The following is a 17,503-nucleotide window of genomic DNA, read 5'->3' on the forward strand; positions in this document are numbered from 1 at the left end:
CTGCACTGGGTTGGTTGTTGGGACAGGCGCGTTGATGGATCACCCCTTCACCGAACCGGAGGTCATGCCGGCGATGATGAACCGCTGCCCGAGGAGGTAGATGACGATGACCGGGATGATGGTCAGCAGGATATCCGCCGAGACCAGGTTCCAACTGCTCTGGTATTGCCCGAAGAAATTGTAGACCGAGAGCGTCATCGGCCAGTTGGCGCTGCTGTTGAGATAGTAGAGCGGCATCATGAAATCATTCCAGATGTTCAGGAAATTCAGGATGCCAGCGGTGACGAGCACTGGTTTCAGCAGCGGGAGCACCACCAGAAAGAACAGCTGGAGCGGACGGCAGCCGTCGATCGTCGCCGCTTCGTCCAGCTCGCGCGGAATGGTCTCGATGAAGCCGTAGATCAGAAACACCGAGAAGGGCACCTGCAGCGCGGCGTAGAGGATGATGATGCCGATCTTGGTGTTGATGAGGTGCGTGACCTGCATCATCGTTGTCAACGTGAAGAAATTGACGGGCAGGGCAATGCCCATGATCAGGAACAGGTAGAGGAAGCGGTTGAACCTCGTCCTGTGCCGCGACATCACGAAGGCGGCCATCGCCGACACCAGTGTGGCAATGACGGTCGCTGTCGACGCATAGAGCAGGCTGTTGAGGAAACTTGTGACCAGCTTGCCTTTCTCGATGGCGATCAGGAAATTCTCAAAATGCAGCTCGCTCGGCCATTCAACGCTCATCGAGCTTGCCTCCGGTGAGGATTTCAAGGCGTTGATGGTGATGAGGTAGACCGGCAGGATCATCACCAGGCTGGCGATGAAAGCGGCGATATGGGCCAGCGGCGCGCGCAGTGCACGGAACATTGCAGTCACTCCCTACTGGCGGTCCGGTTGGCGTTCCATGACCCGGATGACCAGGTAGCCGGTCACGACCAGGATGAGGAACAGGATGCTGGAAATGGCGGTTCCGAGCCCGAACTGCCCCTTGGAGAAGGCCTTGAAGATCTCCGTCGACAGGACTTCGGTGGCATATCCCGGCCCGCCGTTGGTCAGGGCATAGACGATGTCGAAGATGCGCAGCCCGTAGAGGACGTTGAGCACGGTGACGATCATCAGCGCCGGTGCCAGCATGGGCAGGGTGATGTAGCGGAACTTCGCCCAGGCCCCTGCGCCGTCGATTTCGGCGGCCTCGTAATAGTCGCGCGGAATGGTCTGCAACCCGGCCAGCAGGATCACCATGATGTAGCCGATGCCCTTCCAGCTATCGACGCCGATGACGGCATAGAGTGCGATGGCGGGATCGGTAAGCCAGGACAAGGCCAGTCCATCCAGCCCGACGGACCGCAGCAGGCTGTTGAGCAGGCCCGTCGCCGGGTTGAGGATCGAGCGGAAGATCAGCGCCACCACCAGGGTCGGCAGGATCGCCGGCAGGTAGATCAGCACCCGGTAGCCGTTGACGAAGCTGCGGACGCCGCGGTTGAGCAGCAGGGCCAGTCCGAGGCCGAAGGCGGTCTTCAGGATGATGGTCCAGAACGTGAAGACGAGCGTGTTGCCGATGAAGGAGAGGTAGCTTTCATCAGGCGACAGGATGGTCCTGAAGTTGTCGAGCCCGACGAAGGACACCTCTTCGGAATAGCTGCTCCAGTCGGTGAAGGAATAGGCGATACCCGCAAGGCTCGGAATGATGAAGAACGTCACATAGAGAGCGAGCGCGGCGATCACGAAATAGAACGGGTATGGTTTCATGGGCTTCATTGTCCGTATCCGTCTCGCGCTGCTGTTCCACGCCGCATGGGGCTGATCGGTTGCAGTCTGAAATCCTGGCGCTGCGGCTCTTTGTTCTGAGTGTTGCCGCCTGGTCGATCCTCTCATGCGATGCCGGAGCCGCTGTCCCCGAAAAGGGCGCCGCGGCTCCGGCTTGCTTGTCACTTCTTCCAGGCCGGGTCCTTGGCGGCCTTGGCAAGATCGGCACGACGCTTGTCGATGTTGGACAGCACCTTTTCCGGCGTCAGCGCGCCGGTGAACATCGCGGTCAGGTCGGCGCCGATGTCCATCCATTGCGGGTTCACGTAAGTCACCGCCGTTTGATAGACGGTGCCACGGGCATCCTTGTGGGTATCAAACATCGCCTGTGCGTCGGCGCTGAACTTGGTCTTGGTGCCCTCGAACGGCAGCGTCATGGCCGTCGGCGTGTGATCGATGAAGTAGTCCATGTTCTCCGGCTGGGCCAGGAAGTCCAGATACTGCTTGGCGGCATCGATGTTGGGCGACCCCGAGTAGATGAAATGGGTCGGCCCGGCCGGGTTGATGTTGACCCTCTGATTGTCGGCGAGCGGCATCAGGAACACGCCGATGTCCGAGGCCTTCATGTCGGGATAGTCGTGTTCCACCAGCGAGGCGAAGCCCGTGTTGGCCAGCACCATGCCGACCTTGCCGCTGGCCATGGCCTTCGAGGCGTCCGTATAGACGTCGGCGAGGGCGTTTTGCCCCATGTAGCCGTTGTCGAACACTTCCTTGAGCTGCGTGACGGCCGACGTCATGGCCGCGTTGCCGGCAAAGGTCGCCGTGTTGGCGTTGAGGCTATCGGCGAGACCTGGCGTCAGCTCCTCATAACGCGGTCCGAGTTCCAGGAACCACAGGACATGGTGCCATCCGGGGGCTACCGGCTCGAACAGCGGCTGGACGCCGGCATCCTTGAGCTTCTGGCAATCGGCCTTGAACTCGGCATAGGTCGTGGGAACGCTGAGACCATATTGAGCGAACAGCTTCTTGTTGTAGCTGACCACCCAGGTGTTCCCGACGATGTCCCAATAGGTCATGCCGTAGAGCTTGCCATTGACCGTCGACTGCGCGGCAACCAGCGGGTCTTCCTTGCTGGCCCAGGGTTCCTTGGAGAGGTCGACGGCATTCTTCTCGACATTGTACTGCAGCTTCAAGTCCGTGACGCCGCTCTGCCCGCCAAAGAGGTCGGGACCCTCGCCGGAGTTCAGCTTGGTCTGCAGAACGTTGAAATACTGGTCGGAGGGGAGGATCTGGAAGTCGATGGCGATTCCGGTCTTCTCCTCGAATTTCTTGGCGAGATCCTGTTCGGCATCCTTCACCCATTCCTGGCTGGCCATGTAGGTCAGTGTCAGCTTGGGTGCGGCAAGGCTGGCATCGCTTGCCATCACCAGCGCCAAGGACGAAGCGCCGGCCAGACCCATGAGGCGCAGGGCGCCGGGGATAGACGCGCCTTTGACACGTATCGTCATTTTTAGTTTCCTCCCTCGCTTGTGCGCCCGGTTCGAGCGCCTGTCGCATTGCGACCGTCTGAAATCCTCGTTGCGCCGGCTCCTTGCCCCGATGGCAGCGTCTCGCGTGAGACCGCGCATTCCTCGCCATATGCGGCCCCGTTCGAGTCCTCCCTCGACCGGTGTCCGGCTACTGTAAGCGCTTACAATTGCGGTAGCACCTAAATTCAGTCCTCCCACGTGCTCCTCTTTGGCCGGACTTGAGATAGCTATCGCAATGTTGTAAGCGCTTACAATGCTAGTTTCGTTGACGACGGTCTGTCAATGGGTAGATGGAAGCGACGGAGAAAAACATGAGAGGCATCGCCCGACTGGCGCGTGAACTCGGCGTATCCACGGCAACCGTTTCCCGGGCCCTCAACGGCAACCCCAACGTCAACGCGGAAACGCGGCAGAAGGTTCTCGAGGCGGCGCACCGGCAAGGATATGCACCCAACCAGGCGGCGCGGTCGCTTGCCCAGGGCGTCACCCGCTCGGTCGGCTTCATGATCGAGCTGGATCCGGAGAATACCGCCGGCACCGACTATTTCTTCATGGGCGTGCTGGAAGGCATGCAGAATGTCCTTGTCGGGCAGGGTCTCGATCTGTTCGTCCTGCCTTGCGCCCGGGCGCAGGACAACTTCGTCTTCCTGCAGCGCATTGCCTCGCGCGGCGTCGTCGACGGCATGATTCTGGCGGAAACCCGGCGCATCGACCAGCGCATCGAGCTCCTGCAATCCTCCCATATCCCCTTCGTGACGCTGGGGCGGAGCGACAGCGGCCGGGACTATTCCTGGATCGACCTCGACTTCGAAGGCGTTGTTGCCACGGCGGTCGACCGCCTTGTGGGCTTCGGGCATCGGCGCATCGCCGTGACGGTACCGACCGGCGACGCCAACTACGGACCGATCTTCGAACAGGCCTATCGCGACAATCTTGCCCGGCACGGGTTGCCCTACGATCCCGATATCGTGCTGAAAGCCGGCCGCCGTGAAGACGAGGGCGACGCCATCGTCGATCATCTGCTCAGCCGGCCCGATCCGGCCACTGCCGTGATCCTGTTCCACGAAGTCACCGCCATCGGGGTTTATCGCCGACTGGACCAGCTCCGCCTTCAGCCGGGCCGGGACTTGTCGATCATCGGCTGCCGCTCCGAAGATGCCGTCCGCTTCCTCGCGCCGGAAATCACCTGTTTTCACCTGTCGCTGCAAGACCTTGGTTCGGCGGCAGCGCGGGCGCTGCTTGCCCAGCTCCCGTCTTCTGCGCGGCGCGAACCGGTCGAGCATGTGCAGCAGCGCATGCCCTTGACCCTCGTGCCCGGCAAGAGCGACGGGCCGCGCATCGGCTAGCGGTCCATGTCTGACGGTTGAGCGCGACAGTGCAGACAAGTCGGCCGCAGGGAAGAAGCCACCGCTCGTCATCGCTGGGGAAGCCGATTCCCCGTGCTCCAACGCGCCGCTCCCACCCTTCCAACGGGCGCCGCTCAGCATCCGTGCTTGAGAAGCCTTGCGCCCGCTTCAGAACTTTCCCGCTCTGCAGCTTTTCCCTCCTCACAGCTTTCCCGTGCCGCGCATGCCCCATCCTGCGGCTCCGGCAGACTGCATTGCGGTCCGCCAGCCGAACGGGGCCAGTTGCAACTTCACCCCGTAAAGGCTATGTAAGCGCTTACAATGCGACATTCGGGAGGAAAACGATGGCGCGTCTGGAGCTACGAGGGGTCACCAAACGCTTTGGCGCGTTGCAGATCATCAAGGGGATCGACCTTGAGATCGCCCATGGCGAGTTCGTCGTCTTCGTCGGCCCATCCGGCTGCGGCAAGTCGACCTTGCTGCGCATGATCGCCGGGCTCGAACCGATCAGTTCCGGCGAGATCCACATCGCCGGCCGCCTCTGCAACGATGTCGCGCCGCGCGACCGGGGCATCGCGATGGTGTTCCAGTCCTACGCGCTTTATCCGCACATGACCGTCTACGACAACGTCGGCTTTTCGCTGAAGCTGGCAAAGGTCGACCGGAACCTGCGCGACCGGAAGATCCGCGAGGCCGCCCGCATTCTGAAGATGGAACAACTGCTCGACCGCAAGCCAGCCCAGCTCTCCGGCGGTCAGCGTCAGCGCGTCGCCATCGGTCGTGCCATCGTCCGCCAGCCGGACGTCTTCCTGTTCGACGAACCGCTCAGCAATCTCGACGCCGCCTTGCGCGGCGAGATGCGCATGGAAATTGCCCGGCTGCATCACGAACTGGGCGCCACCATGGTCTACGTCACCCATGATCAGGTCGAGGCAATGACGCTGGCGGACAAGATCGTCGTTCTCGATGGCGGTGTCGTGCAGCAGATCGGCGCGCCGCTGGAGCTCTACGGCCACCCGGGCAACCTGTTTGTCGCGGGCTTCATCGGGGCGCCGAAGATGAACCTTCTGCCGGTGGAGCTGAAGTCCAGCGCGGCCGGTGAAGTCCGCATCGGTTCGCTGGATGTCCGCGAACTTGCCCTGCCGTTTGCCGGCGGTCCGATTGCCGAACGCGACCTCGTTCTCGGCATTCGGCCGCAGCAGATCACGCTCTGTCCGCCGATCAACGGTCGTCTTGCCGGGACCGTCGAGGTCGTCGAGCATCTCGGCGACGAAACCGTCCTCCATGTTCGTCTGCCATCGGGTGCGACGGCCATGGCCCTCCTGCAAGGCGATATCGACGTCCGCCATGGCGAGGAGGTCGGCCTGACCTTCGATCTGCACAGGGCGCATCTCTTCCTGGCCAGCGGCGCGTCGTTGACCAGTCCCCCGTCTGCCAGCCCTGCCGAGGGAGACCGTGCCCATGTCCAGCGCTGACGATAGCTCCCGCCAGTCCCTGGCCGGCTTCCGCCTCACACGTTTCCAGTTCGCGCGCGACCGGACCGTGGGGGACAGCCAGGTGCGCAGCGACGAGGTGAATGTTGCCGCCCTTGAACTTATGTCCGGCGACGGTCATGTCGGGCTCGGCTTTGTCCAGACCCTGTTCGAGCCGTTGCCCGACGAGCGCGAAATCACCGCCGTCTTTGCGCGCGAAGTCTGGGCGCAACTCGATGGCCAGCCGGCCATCGGTCTCGTGCACCGGGTCAGCCGGCCGCGTGGCGGCAACCAGCGCCCCTACTCGCTGCCGTTCCACGAGGCGGTGCAGGTGGCGTTGTGGGATCTTGCTGCCAAGCAGGTCGGCTTGCCCTTGCATCGCCTGCTCGGCAGTCGTCGCGATCGCGTGCGCGCCTATGCCAGCGGGCTCGATTTTCATCTGAGCGACGACGACTATGTCGCGCTGTTCACCCATGCCGCTTCACTCGGCTACACCGCCTTCAAGATCAAGGTCGGCCATCCGGACTTTGACCGTGACCTGCGCCGCCTGGACCTGCTGCAGGGCTGCATACCCGCCGGCTCGCAGGTGATGATCGACGCCAACGAGGCCTGGTCGCCGAAAGAGGCCATCGTCAAGCTTACCGCCATCCGCGACGCCGGCTTCAAGCTTCTCTGGGTCGAGGATCCCATCCTGCGCAGCGACTTCGAGGGTCTGCGCAGCCTGCGCGCGGCAATCAACTGGACGATGATCAACAGCGGCGAGTATCTCGATCTCCCAGGCAAGCGCGCCTTGCTGGACGCCCATGGCACCGACATTCTCAACGTCCACGGCCAGGTCACCGACGTCATGCGCATCGGCTGGCTGGCGAGCGAGCTCGGCGTCCCCGTCAGCCTCGGCAACACCTTCCTGGAGATCGGCGTCCACATGGCCGTCGCACTGCCCGAGGTGGAGTGGCTCGAATATTCCTTCCAGAACTTCGACCACCTGGTCGAGAAGCCCATCGAGATCCGTAACGGCTACGCCTACGCCCCCGACCGATCGGGCCACGGACTTGTGCTGTCGGAAGAGGCCCGCCGCCTATGGTCCCGGCCGGAACGCCTCGCCCCTGGCCACTGCGGACCGGCGCCGCTCAATCCCCGTCTGCCCCGCCCCGCACGTGAGGGGGCTTGAGTCTGGCCTTTGCGCACTGGAGGGCAGGGGGGGCGAACGCGGCCAAGGCTGAATGTGCCATGGACCATGTTGGCGATCGGCGGTTGGCAAGTCATGGCTCCGGGCAGGCGGAGAAGAGCACAAGACAACGGTGCCCCTTGGAAGGGGCACCGAAGAGGATGTGCAGGTGCTGGCGATGCGCACAGGCAGCTGTGCTCCGGCATGGGCCGTCAGGGCATGGTCATTGACGCCGCATTGAGCGTGATATGGTCAAGGCTGTTGTGGCTGTCGTTGAAATGCACCTTGGAGCTTATCGTTGCGCCACTGTCGATGGTGACGACCGTGTGTGCCGTGTTGGCCCCGGTGAAGGTTCCGGTGGTCATCAGGGCCTTCAGCCAGCCGGCCGGCAACACGTTGGGTACCTTGCGGCCCATGCCGGTGAACAACTGGGTGACCGACCAGTTGGACGCCAGCGTCGTCAGGCCGGTGCGCTCGGCGGTGATTGCTGTCGTCAGTTTGGCAACGGCGGCCGTCACCTCGGACGGAGTGCCCGTCACGGCCTTGCGGGCAGCGGCTTCCAGGGCAATGTAGTTGCTCAGGCCGCGGCTCGAGTTCAGGCTGTAGAACTGGAAGATATCGATATCCGTCCCGCGCTGGTGCGTGACATGCCCGAGGTTGCTGCCATGTTCGCCCGAGATGTCATCCACACGCGTGATGGCAGATGCGTTGGTCTCCAGCCAGGTGTAGGTCCCCCTGGCAAGCCAACTATCTCCCCCGGCCTCGCGCCAGCCAAAACGAGGGATCGCGTCCGGCATGCGCCACAGCGGCAGATCCAGCGCCGGTTGGGATGTGGTGGTCGTCGTCACACTGGCAATCTTCGCCGTGACATTGACCAGATAGCCCACGCGTCCATAGGCCGGCGGAGTTGAGCCAACCGTAGAGGCTTCCGAACGCGTGAAGGTGACCGGTACAGCAAAGCGCCTGTCGGAGATCTTCTTGACCGCGCCGGAATAGATCTCAGTTCCGGAAGTGGCGGATGCGCCAAGCAACAGTTGCACCTTGACGTTCGTGATATCCGACGTCTTGGCGGCGGCCGGTGAATCAATGTCGAATACCGCCAGCTTTTCGAACGCGTTCTTCTTGGTCGGGCGCGGGATCGAAACGACATCCTTCGGGCCACTGGTGGCGCTCGTCACGCCCACGTAGCTGACTGAAAAGTCGGAGTCGATCGGCCCGAGCGAAGCGGTGAACGAAGTCGCCAGAAGAGAATCGCCGATGTTTGTGGTCGAACCAAACAAGGCAAGCGTCACGGCACCGGTCTTTGTCAGCGCAGACACGTCCAGCACTTCGACGATTTCACCTGTGGAACCGTCGCTTTGCCAGATCGGCGGGACGCTGACCTGTGCATTGACGTTGTTGGTGATGTCAAAGAGCACCTTGGTCGAGGTCACGATCTTCAAAGACCAGACATCATTGAAGATCGAGTTCTGAAGTACGTAGTAGGGATACTCGAAGGAGTGAACCTCGTAGACGAGGCGGACCTTCTTGGTTCCCTTGGGGATCACGAGATCTTCAGACGCTGTCTGCGGCATATCCTGAGCGGCTGCGGTGGCCGAGATCGTGACGGGAGCGATAGCCGACGGGCCGGCCGTGTCCGACTGCAAGGTCGGAGCACGGTTGCGGAGGCCGGCATTGCGGGCAACGCGGTCTGCAGCAACGGACGCCGCCACCTCTTGCTTGGCGACCGCCTGGGACAGAACGACGATCGAGGGCACGCCATTCAACACGTCAGCGGAGCCCAGCAGGAAGGCGTTGACATTGGTTGTGCCGTCCACGAACACCGACCCGGCCAGCGAATAGGCCTTGCCGTTCAGCTTGGTGGACGCTTCGAACTTGATGTTTCCCTTGGGTACATCCGCAAAGCTGAAGCTGCCGGAGGCGTTTGCCTTCACAGAGCGGCTGAAACTGGTGCCGAGCAGCGACACCTTGACCGTCAGGGACCCGACCGGCAGCGACGCCATGGAGGGAGGCGCCTTCAGCTTGCCGGTCACGGCATAGCGCCCGACAACGAAGTCGGTCTTGCCCCAAACGCCATATCCTTTCGGCGAGTCGGCCCAAATTTCCAGGGTCTGCACGCCGTCCATCGCCTGCACGTCGCCAATCGACGCTCCGGACACAAGCTTTATGTCCCCGGCGGCATTGGTCGTCAGCCGATCGGTGATGTCGAGCGTCGTTCCGAGGTTGACCTGTGTCAGCATCGCGGCGCGAACCGCAGCCAGCGGGATCTTCTTGTTGGCCCGATCCAGGAAAGTCACCGGAAAGGTGCTGGCCGTGGACGACAGGACCATTCCGAACTTGGGAACCAGCTTGACCTTGATGACATCATCCAGACCCTCGCCTGTCATCATCAAGGGCAATGATGTACTGCCGGCCTTGATTGTCGTGGTCTTGCTGGCGCCTGCCAGACTGGGGTCGAACACCGAGAAGCGGTGCTCCCCGACGGGAACTGTCACCTTCCGCTGCCCACTGGCGTTGGTGACGCCTACCGCCTTGTCATCGACCAGAATCTGCAGACCTGCCCCCGCAGGGTCCGATACGGCGTCGTAATAGGTCTTGATCGTCACCGTCGCTGTTGCAGCGGGCTGCTGAGCGGCAGCAGCCGGGAAGGGCGCGATCAGGATCGCGGCCAACATCGCCAATCTGACTATCGTTCCATTTGACAAGATAGCCTCCCATATATGTAATTATACGAAGCAGGCAAGTTCATTTGCACTCAATACGTGGGTGCATTCTGTCATTCTTTATTTTTGATCTGCTTACTCATAATATAAATACAAATTTTATTCTCATTTTTGAAACTTTCAATATCGAATGCAAAATATTTAACGAATTTTTAACTAATTTTACTTTTGCCTCGGCTGTTGGTTGGGGTCGTGCGTGAGCATTTACAGCCATTCAAGGAAAATGCCTACAGCAGCAAAGTAGATTGGAAATGGCCCAGGTGATGTCGATGCCGCCGCTGGAGGCGGGGCGTGGGGATGAGGCATCACGAGGGGAGTTGCGAGAGGCTCGGCCTCAGGCTGCGAGCCGACAACGCACGCATCATGTGAGGCACTGCCGCCTCAAACACCTCATAAACATGAGGTGTGCAAATATCTAAATCGTTGATTTTATTTAGAGAAGTGGTGGGCGCGACAGGGATCGAACCTGTGACCCGCTGATTAAGAGTCAGCTGCTCTACCGACTGAGCTACGCGCCCCTCACAGCGTTCGGCAGTGGCGCCGTCCGCTTGGGATGGCGGGCTTATAACCACGGGGCGGGAGCTGCGCAAGCCCCTTTTGGAATTTTTGTGAAAAATCTCGCAGGTCTTTGAAAATATGGCGGAATTGCGGGATTTTTTCGAAGGCGGCTTTTTGGGGAATGTGAGAGGAAGGATAGCTAGCCGCCTGTCTGCGCCGGTCCGGTTGGTGGCGGCGACAGAATTTGCGCCTTTCGGCAGGGCAGGGCGGTCCTGCTGGCTCGCTCCCGGCAGAAGGATTTGCGCTTCAGTGGGTTGGTCGGCCATGGACGATCGGCTTGGGCCTGCGTCTGCCCAAGCCTTGCTCTCGCTCTCCTTGCCAATATCCGCTAAACATGGCCTCAAATGATCCCGTAAGTGCGGGGTAGGCTCATATTTTCTCTAGGGCATTTTCAGATGCTGCTGCGTTGGCTGGCTGTCTTTGTGTTTGTCGTCTTGCCTGTTGCCGCCGAAGCGAAGTCGGTGGCGCTGGTCATCGGCAACAATGATTACGAGGAAGTGCCCAAGCTGATGAAGGCGGTGGGCGACGCCCAGTCCATGGGCGACGAGCTCGAGCGGCTGGGCTTCAAGGTGTTCCGCGCGGTCGACCAGAATCGGCCGCAGATGAGCAAGGCCATGTCGCGCTTCGAAGCCTCGCTCGAGCCGGGCGATACGGCGCTGTTCTTCTATTCCGGCCACGGCTTTGCCATCGACGGCGAGAATTATCTCCTGCCCACCGACGTGCCCGAGCCCGGCCCCGACGATTCCGAACTGATCCGCGACGCCTCCTTCCCCATGTCGCGCATCATCGAGCGGCTGCAGCGGCGCGGCGTCGGCTCGGCCATCCTGGTGATCGACGCCTGCCGCGACAATCCCTTCGAGCAGGAGGGCAAGCGCAGCCTGCCGGGCCAGCGCGGCCTCGTGCGCATGGATGCGCCGCAGGGCGTCTTCGTGCTCTATTCGGCCGGTGTGGGGCAGACGGCACTCGATCGCCTGTCGGACGAGGAGCCGGCCACCAACTCGGTCTTCACCCGCGTGCTCCTGAAGACGCTGGATACGCCCGGCCTGACGCTGGTGCGGCTCGCCAAGGAGACCCAGCTGGCCGTTCGCTCGCTCGCCCTGCAGGTGGGCCATGAGCAGACGCCGGCCTATTACGACCAGATCGTCGGCGACATCGTGCTCAATCCCGAGCCGACTGCCCCGGCGCAACAGGTTCCGGTGGCCACCAACGTCCCCGCGAACACGGCGCCGCCCGCCGACAAGCCGCAGGACAACCAGAGCCTCTATGCCTCGCTGTCGCTGCCGCCGAACCTCTTGTCGGGCGCCGACAAGCTCGATGCGGCGCGCACGGCCTATCAGAATGCGCGCCAGCTGGAAGCCAAGGGCGATGCGCTCGGCGCACGCAAGGCCTATCTCGCTGTCGCCGAGGCCGATCTCGATGTGATCGATCCCTATCTGCGCTTTGCCACGCTGTTGCGCGTGCAGGACGGGCAGTCGGGCGCGCGCGAGGTGCTGTCGGCGCTGATCGGGCGGCTGAAGTCGCCGGCGCTGGAGCTTGCCTATGCGCTGCAGTTCGACGGGCGCGAGCGGGCGAACCGCCTGCGCGACTTCCTCAAGGCCCATGCCGGCTATGGCCCGGCGCTCTATCTTGCGGCGCAGGAATATGGTGAGGACCGTCTCGGCCGGGCGCCCACCTATAGCGAGCGCCAGCGCCAGCTCGAATTGCTCGACGGCTTCCTGCAGGACGAAGCGGACGGCAAGCTGACCGGCCATTTCCTCGATCAGTCTATGCTGGGCGAGTGGATCGACACGGCGCGCGGCCAGCAGACCGCCGTCAAGGCGATCGTCGACGCCGGCACCGACGGGGTGACCGCCTCCTTCATGCGCTCCAATGCCGGCTGGACGGTCACCGTGCAGACGCCGGAACCGGCGACGGCCATCTACTGGCGCAATCCCGACACCGGCGAGATGACCGATCTCGGCCTCTCCGATACCAAGGATCCGCAGACCGGCAAGCCGATGCCCAACAGCAATATCGAGCTGCCCGGCGATTTTGCCGAGAGCCAGATCGAGGTGAGCTATCGTGATGCCGCCGGCATCAGCGTCGGCCCGTTCGACATCGACTTCAAGCCCGATGACGAACTCTACGCCCAGCAGAAGAAGACGCTGGAACAGCTGCGCAATGCCTGGATCGAGACCAAGAATTCGGGCGGCAAGCTGCTGGTCTATTCCACCACGCTGGCGAGCTACAATTGCGCCATCGAGAATGTCTACTACGGCCTCGATGGCGAAGATCCCACCGAGGCGATCCCGCTGCCCGACTGCAACACGGACGATCCCAACGCCATTCCCGAGGACTTCGAGCCCTATTTCAACATTCCCAAGGGCACCAAGCGCGTGTCGGTGCAGATCGACTGGTACGACGGCACCTCGTCGGACGTGATCACCTACAAGGTGAAGGGCTGAGACCTGGCAGCCTTGAGACGGCCGCGGGGCATCCCGCGTGCCGATTTCCCACGGCACGGATGCACATGAGAAACCGGCCTCGCCTCAATGCACGGATGCGTCTGCTTCTGTCGCGGACAGGCTGCGGCGATCGCCTCAGCGCGCCGCCGCCAGCGAGCGGAAGATGTCGAGCTCCATGCGGTCCACGTCGGCGTCGGAAGGGATCGGCTGCGACGACAGCTTGACGATCACCGTGCCGGCTGCCGGATCGATGTAGATCCACTGGCCGTGGATGCCGATGGCGCAATAGGCGCCTGGCACTTCGCCCGTCACATACCATTTCGACCGGTAGCAGCCCTTGGGCAGGCCGTCGAAGAACTCGCCCCTGGCCCAGGCCTGCCGGTCGCCATTCTGGACGATGTCGTCGATCCAGCCGGCCGGCACAACCTGGCGGTCGCCGACGCGGCCGCGGCGGCGCATCATCTCGCCGAAGCGGCCGAGGTCGCGCAAGCTGGCGCAGACGCCGCCGGCCGGGCGCTGCACGCCGTAAGGGTCGGTGGCGACGAAGGCGTCGGCCTCGGCGCCGATCGGCTGCCAGATATGGCGCGACAGCAGGTCGGCATATTGATCCATGGTCGCCCGCTCCAGCACCCAGCCGAGCATGTCGGTGTTGGGCGAGACATAGTGGAAGCGGTCGCCATGCTGGCCGTCGTTGCGGCGCAGGCGGCAGAGATAGTCGCGCAGGCCGTCGTCGCTCTCCACCACCTTGGGCAGATCCCAGCCGACAGCGGCGCGATAGCGGGCGATGTCGCCGTTGGGGTCGAGATAGTCTTCCTCGAAGGTGATGTCGACGGTCATGTCGAGCAGGTGGCGGACCGTGCAGTCGGCATAGGCGCTGCCGGCCACTTCCGGCACGAACAGCGAGACGCGGTCGGTGGGCGACAGGAGGTCGCGTCCCACCAGGATGCCGGCGAGCGCCGAGGTGATGGACTTCGACACCGAGAACACCAGATGGCGCGAGATGTCGGTGCAGTCGTTCCAGTAATGCTCGGCAATGATGAAGCCGTTGCGCATCACCAGGAGCGCGTCGGCATTCGTCCTGTCCAGCGCCTCGGCGGCGGAGATGTTGCCGTGGCCTTCGAGCGTCACGCTGGCGATGTCCAGCGCGGCACCACGCTCCAGCCGGCTCACGGACGGGCCGCGTTCGATCGTCGCCACCGGCAGCAGCTGGTCGATGTTGGAAAAGGCCCAGCGGCTGTGCGGGAACTGGCGCCAGTTTGTCAGGTCGATGGTCAAGGCTGAACTCCTCCGGCGCCGGCGGCTCCCCTGTCGCGGCGGTCGCGTTGTCCGCAGCCTATCGCACTCATTCTCGATTTCGAAAGGGGGCTCGGCATGATTTTCACGCGCGCAAGCCATACCCCTTGACCTAGCGCATTCAAAATCCGCCGCGCCTTTGTCAGCATTGCCGCAGACGACGGCGCCTCTCACGGGTTCCGCCAGCCGAGGAGGCCCGACCATGCAGATTGCTCCCGAAGAACTCGAAGCCCGCCGCGAGATCATCGCCGCCTGTCGCGATCTTTCCGCCAAGCGCTTCAACGAGGGCTCCACCGGCAATGTGTCGCTGCGCTGGCGCGATGGCCTGCTGATCACGCCCACCTCCCTCGATTACGACGTGATGCAGCCCGAGGACATCGTCTTCCTGCATATGGACGGCCGCGCCGAAGGCAAGCGCAAGCCGTCGAGCGAATGGCGCTTCCACCGCGACATCCTGCAGGCGCGGCCCGAGCAGAATGCCGTGGTGCACGCCCATTCCACCTATGCCACCATCCTCGCCATCATGGGGATGGAGATCCCGGCCATCCACTACATGATCGCGCTGACCGGCGGCGACCGCATCCGCGTCTCCGACTATGCCACCTTCGGCACCGAGGAGCTGTCGAAGATGGCGCTGAAAGCCCTCGAAGGCCGCAAGGCCTGCCTGCTCCGCCACCACGGCCTGATCGCCATCGGCGAAAACATCCGCCGCGCCATCACGATCGCCGAAGAGGTGGAAACCCTCGCCCGCCAATACCACGGCTGCCTGCAGATCGGCACCCCGCCGGTGCTGCCGCATGACGAGATCGATCGGGTGAAGGCCAAGATCATGGAGCTGAGCTACGGCGGGTAGGGGCTGTTCGCCGGTCTCCGCATGCGGCAAGTTCCCATGGGCTAAGGCGGTTGAGACGAAGGCCGGTGACTGTTTCCCCGAAGGGGTAACCGTCACCTTCCTGAGACGGAAAACCGGATCGCCCCGTTGTATCCTGTGCAAAAGGTTGCAGGAAACGCCGGCGGTGCCGGCTCTTCGCAAGGCTGATATATATCGGTGGGGGAATGAGCACTCCCTTTTCTGGATTTGCTGGTAATACATACACTTGGGTAAGGCCATTGTGAAATAGGAAGCGCACCACCAGAGTATAAGGTGAAATATCATGTTTAAGAATATATTGAATATTCTTAAGACTATATCTGGAATTTTGGCTTTGTGCTTTTTGTTATACTTTAGTTATGTCTGGAATTATTTCATTGATCATGGGGCTAGAATGCCGGATCCTGACGGTGGTCGGACGTATCCGTTGAGTAACCATGGTATTATTGTGTATCTAACATCTGATGAGCATTTCTATTTGTATAGTTTGATGTTCTCGGGCATATTCTTCTTCTTGCTAAGCGTAATTTTTCAATATCTTGGAAGAGGAAAATCATAGATTTTGTGTATCGGAAAATATCTTTTATCGTATTATGTCATTTTTTATCTATATTTAATCTATAGCGAATAGCATTTGTGCACTGTATGGCTTCTTTACCGAATGTGCCTTCAGATGATGCGTTATCCAGTCACCGGCATCAGGGGCGCCACAGCAAAGGCCGGCGCCCTCATTAGTCTGTCGCTCGTCCTCGCTTGAACGTGCACAAGTCCAGCGCTAAAGATGACTACTGTAGTCACAGCTGGAGTCTGTCATGCGCGAAGTTCAACTGCGGGATGCCAAGGCCAGCCTGTCGGCGATGGTCGATCAGGCCGTGGCGGGCGAGCCTGCGATCATCACCCGTCACGGGCGCCGGGAGGCGGTGCTGCTGTCCTGGGAAGATTGGCAGCGTCTTTCTGCCGTGCCGTCTTTTGGGCGTCTGCTCGCCTCGTCGGGTCTTGAGCCCGGCGACTTGCCGGAGCGGGATGCTGCGTCTTTCCGTGAATTTGAGACTTGAGATGTATCTCGTCGACACCAACGTTCTCTCGGATCTCGTCGCTCCCAAGCCCCGACCGGATCTCTCCGACTGGCTGGATCAACACAGCGAAGTGCTTTTTCTGTCGTCGGTCACCGCCGCCGAGGTTGTCGCCGGCATCGCCAAAGCGCGCCGCGACGGCGCAACAACGAAAGCTCGCCGTCTCGACGACTGGTGGCGCACCGTTGAACATCTCTACGGCGATCGCATTCTTGCCTTTGGGCTGAGGGAAGCGCGTCACGCTGGCGAGTTCCACGATCTGGCCCGCGCCGCCGGCCGTTCCCCCGGCTTTGCCGACACAGCAATCGCCGCAACTGCGTCTGTGCATGGCCTCACATTGCTGACCCGCAATGTCAGACATTTCGAAGTGTTCGGGCTGAAGGTGGTTGATCCATTTGAGGGAATGGAGTGAGCTTGGGACGCCATTCAAGATGATAGTCTTGATGGCGTATATTTCTTAGGTGGCGACTTTTTCATCGGCTAGCAGTCATGTGGCGATCCTTGGTTTCCTCTGCCCTCGTCTATCTGATCCTTTCCCTCCTGTTTTGCGGCGGTCCGCTGATGCCGATCGCGTTGCTGACGCTGTATCGCAGCCATCTCGGCGCACCTCATTGGGAAATGCTCGTCGTCGCCAGTGCGGCGGGTGCTGCCGTAGGGTGTCTGACGATCCGTCGTCTTTTGGGCTTGGGCCGCAATTGGCTGCCGTGGTTTGTTGCCTTCTGGATGTGTCTGTCGGTGACGTCGGTCGGCCTCTACGCCGCCCATCTTAGGGCGATTGCCGTCGCTGAGTTCCAGCCGGATGTCTATGTCCCCTATGCCTTCGTCTCGTCGCTCCTGCATGCACCGGCCGACTTCCAGTTCGCTCTCCATGCGGCCGCATTGAAGGACTGCAAGCCCTATGGTTGGAGTTATGGGAGGATGGCATTCTATGAGTTGCCGGTAGATGCCGCCGTGAATGTCTTGCCTCAGGACTGGCTGGAACGTTGTTCCATTCACAGGAAGTCGTAGGAGCTCGGCCGACACCGGTCGAGTGCCCGATTTTCACGGGCTAGCCAAGGATGCGAAGGGTAAGGAAAAATTATGGAGCTTCTATTTTCTTGTTTTTTAGGAGGGGAGCCATTGGTGAGGTAGGAGCATAGGATGGGAAATGGTAGATACGAGCAGCCGTCATGGGGGAGAACTCAGCGCAGGTGCGGACCGTGGTAAGTTCCAGACGAAGCTGGCCAGCCAGCGGAGTTCAAAAAATGCCGTGTCTCGCATCCAGTCAATCAACTATCCACAACAAATGT

General features: G+C 61.5%; 13 protein-coding genes and 1 tRNA gene. 8 read left to right on the forward strand and 6 right to left on the reverse strand.

The window, feature by feature from the left end; all coding sequences use genetic code 11:
• Positions 1-39: 39 nt before the first annotated feature.
• The 3 genes from L2I41_RS05170 to L2I41_RS05180 all read right to left on the reverse strand — a co-directional run bounded on the left by L2I41_RS05170 (position 40) and on the right by L2I41_RS05180 (position 3,245).
• On the reverse strand, positions 40-858 hold the full coding sequence (locus L2I41_RS05170) for a carbohydrate ABC transporter permease (RefSeq protein WP_237152444.1): 819 nt from the start codon (positions 856-858) through the stop codon (positions 40-42).
• A gap of 12 nt (positions 859-870) precedes the next feature.
• Complete coding sequence (locus L2I41_RS05175; protein WP_237152445.1) at positions 871-1,740, reverse strand: carbohydrate ABC transporter permease; 870 nt, start codon at positions 1,738-1,740, stop codon at positions 871-873.
• 179 nt (positions 1,741-1,919) lie between these two features.
• Complete coding sequence (locus tag L2I41_RS05180; RefSeq protein WP_237152446.1) at positions 1,920-3,245, reverse strand: ABC transporter substrate-binding protein; 1,326 nt, start codon at positions 3,243-3,245, stop codon at positions 1,920-1,922.
• Positions 3,246-3,577: 332 nt separating this feature from the next.
• Between L2I41_RS05180 and L2I41_RS05185 the strand changes: the two genes are divergently transcribed.
• The 3 genes from L2I41_RS05185 (at position 3,578) to L2I41_RS05195 (ending at position 7,255) form a co-directional block, all read left to right on the forward strand.
• Positions 3,578-4,612 carry a LacI family DNA-binding transcriptional regulator gene (locus tag L2I41_RS05185; RefSeq protein WP_237152447.1) on the forward strand — a complete coding sequence of 345 codons (1,035 nt, stop codon included), beginning with the start codon at positions 3,578-3,580 and terminating at the stop codon, positions 4,610-4,612.
• 344 nt (positions 4,613-4,956) lie between these two features.
• Positions 4,957-6,087 (forward strand): ABC transporter ATP-binding protein, encoded by a 1,131-nt coding sequence (locus L2I41_RS05190; protein ID WP_237152448.1) that lies wholly within the window; start codon positions 4,957-4,959, stop codon positions 6,085-6,087.
• Entirely contained in the window at positions 6,074-7,255 is a 1,182-nt protein-coding gene (locus tag L2I41_RS05195; protein ID WP_237152449.1) for an enolase C-terminal domain-like protein, read from the forward strand. The genes L2I41_RS05190 and L2I41_RS05195 overlap by 14 nt, the downstream gene beginning before the upstream one ends.
• Before the next feature lie 209 nt (positions 7,256-7,464).
• Here L2I41_RS05195 and L2I41_RS05200 read toward each other — a convergent pair whose 3' ends face one another.
• Positions 7,465-9,933 (reverse strand): hypothetical protein, encoded by a 2,469-nt coding sequence (locus L2I41_RS05200; RefSeq protein ID WP_237152450.1) that lies wholly within the window; start codon positions 9,931-9,933, stop codon positions 7,465-7,467.
• Positions 9,934-10,417: 484 nt separating this feature from the next.
• Positions 10,418-10,493 (reverse strand) — tRNA-Lys (locus L2I41_RS05205).
• A gap of 435 nt (positions 10,494-10,928) precedes the next feature.
• Between L2I41_RS05205 and L2I41_RS05210 the strand changes: the two genes are divergently transcribed.
• On the forward strand, positions 10,929-12,977 hold the full coding sequence (locus L2I41_RS05210) for a caspase family protein (protein WP_237152451.1): 2,049 nt from the start codon (positions 10,929-10,931) through the stop codon (positions 12,975-12,977).
• A gap of 135 nt (positions 12,978-13,112) precedes the next feature.
• Here L2I41_RS05210 and L2I41_RS05215 read toward each other — a convergent pair whose 3' ends face one another.
• Entirely contained in the window at positions 13,113-14,252 is a 1,140-nt protein-coding gene (locus L2I41_RS05215; RefSeq protein ID WP_237152452.1) for a serine hydrolase domain-containing protein, read from the reverse strand.
• A 220-nt stretch (positions 14,253-14,472) separates the two neighbouring features.
• Between L2I41_RS05215 and L2I41_RS05220 the strand changes: the two genes are divergently transcribed.
• From L2I41_RS05220 to L2I41_RS05235, 4 genes are all read left to right on the forward strand, one after another.
• Entirely contained in the window at positions 14,473-15,123 is a 651-nt protein-coding gene (locus L2I41_RS05220) for a class II aldolase/adducin family protein (RefSeq protein WP_237152453.1), read from the forward strand.
• A gap of 830 nt (positions 15,124-15,953) precedes the next feature.
• A complete protein-coding gene (locus L2I41_RS05225) occupies positions 15,954-16,196 on the forward strand; it encodes a type II toxin-antitoxin system Phd/YefM family antitoxin (RefSeq protein ID WP_237152454.1) in 243 nt (80 codons plus the stop codon).
• 1 nt (position 16,197) lies between these two features.
• The gene (locus tag L2I41_RS05230) at positions 16,198-16,626 is read left to right on the forward strand and encodes a type II toxin-antitoxin system VapC family toxin (RefSeq protein ID WP_237152455.1); all 429 of its coding nucleotides are present in this window, start codon (positions 16,198-16,200) and stop codon (positions 16,624-16,626) included.
• An 89-nt stretch (positions 16,627-16,715) separates the two neighbouring features.
• On the forward strand, positions 16,716-17,222 hold the full coding sequence (locus L2I41_RS05235; protein WP_237152456.1) for a hypothetical protein: 507 nt from the start codon (positions 16,716-16,718) through the stop codon (positions 17,220-17,222).
• Positions 17,223-17,503: the final 281 nt, after the last annotated feature.

This window comes from Oryzibacter oryziterrae (assembly GCF_021864535.1).
Lineage (GTDB): Bacteria > Pseudomonadota > Alphaproteobacteria > Rhizobiales > Pleomorphomonadaceae > Pleomorphomonas > Pleomorphomonas oryziterrae.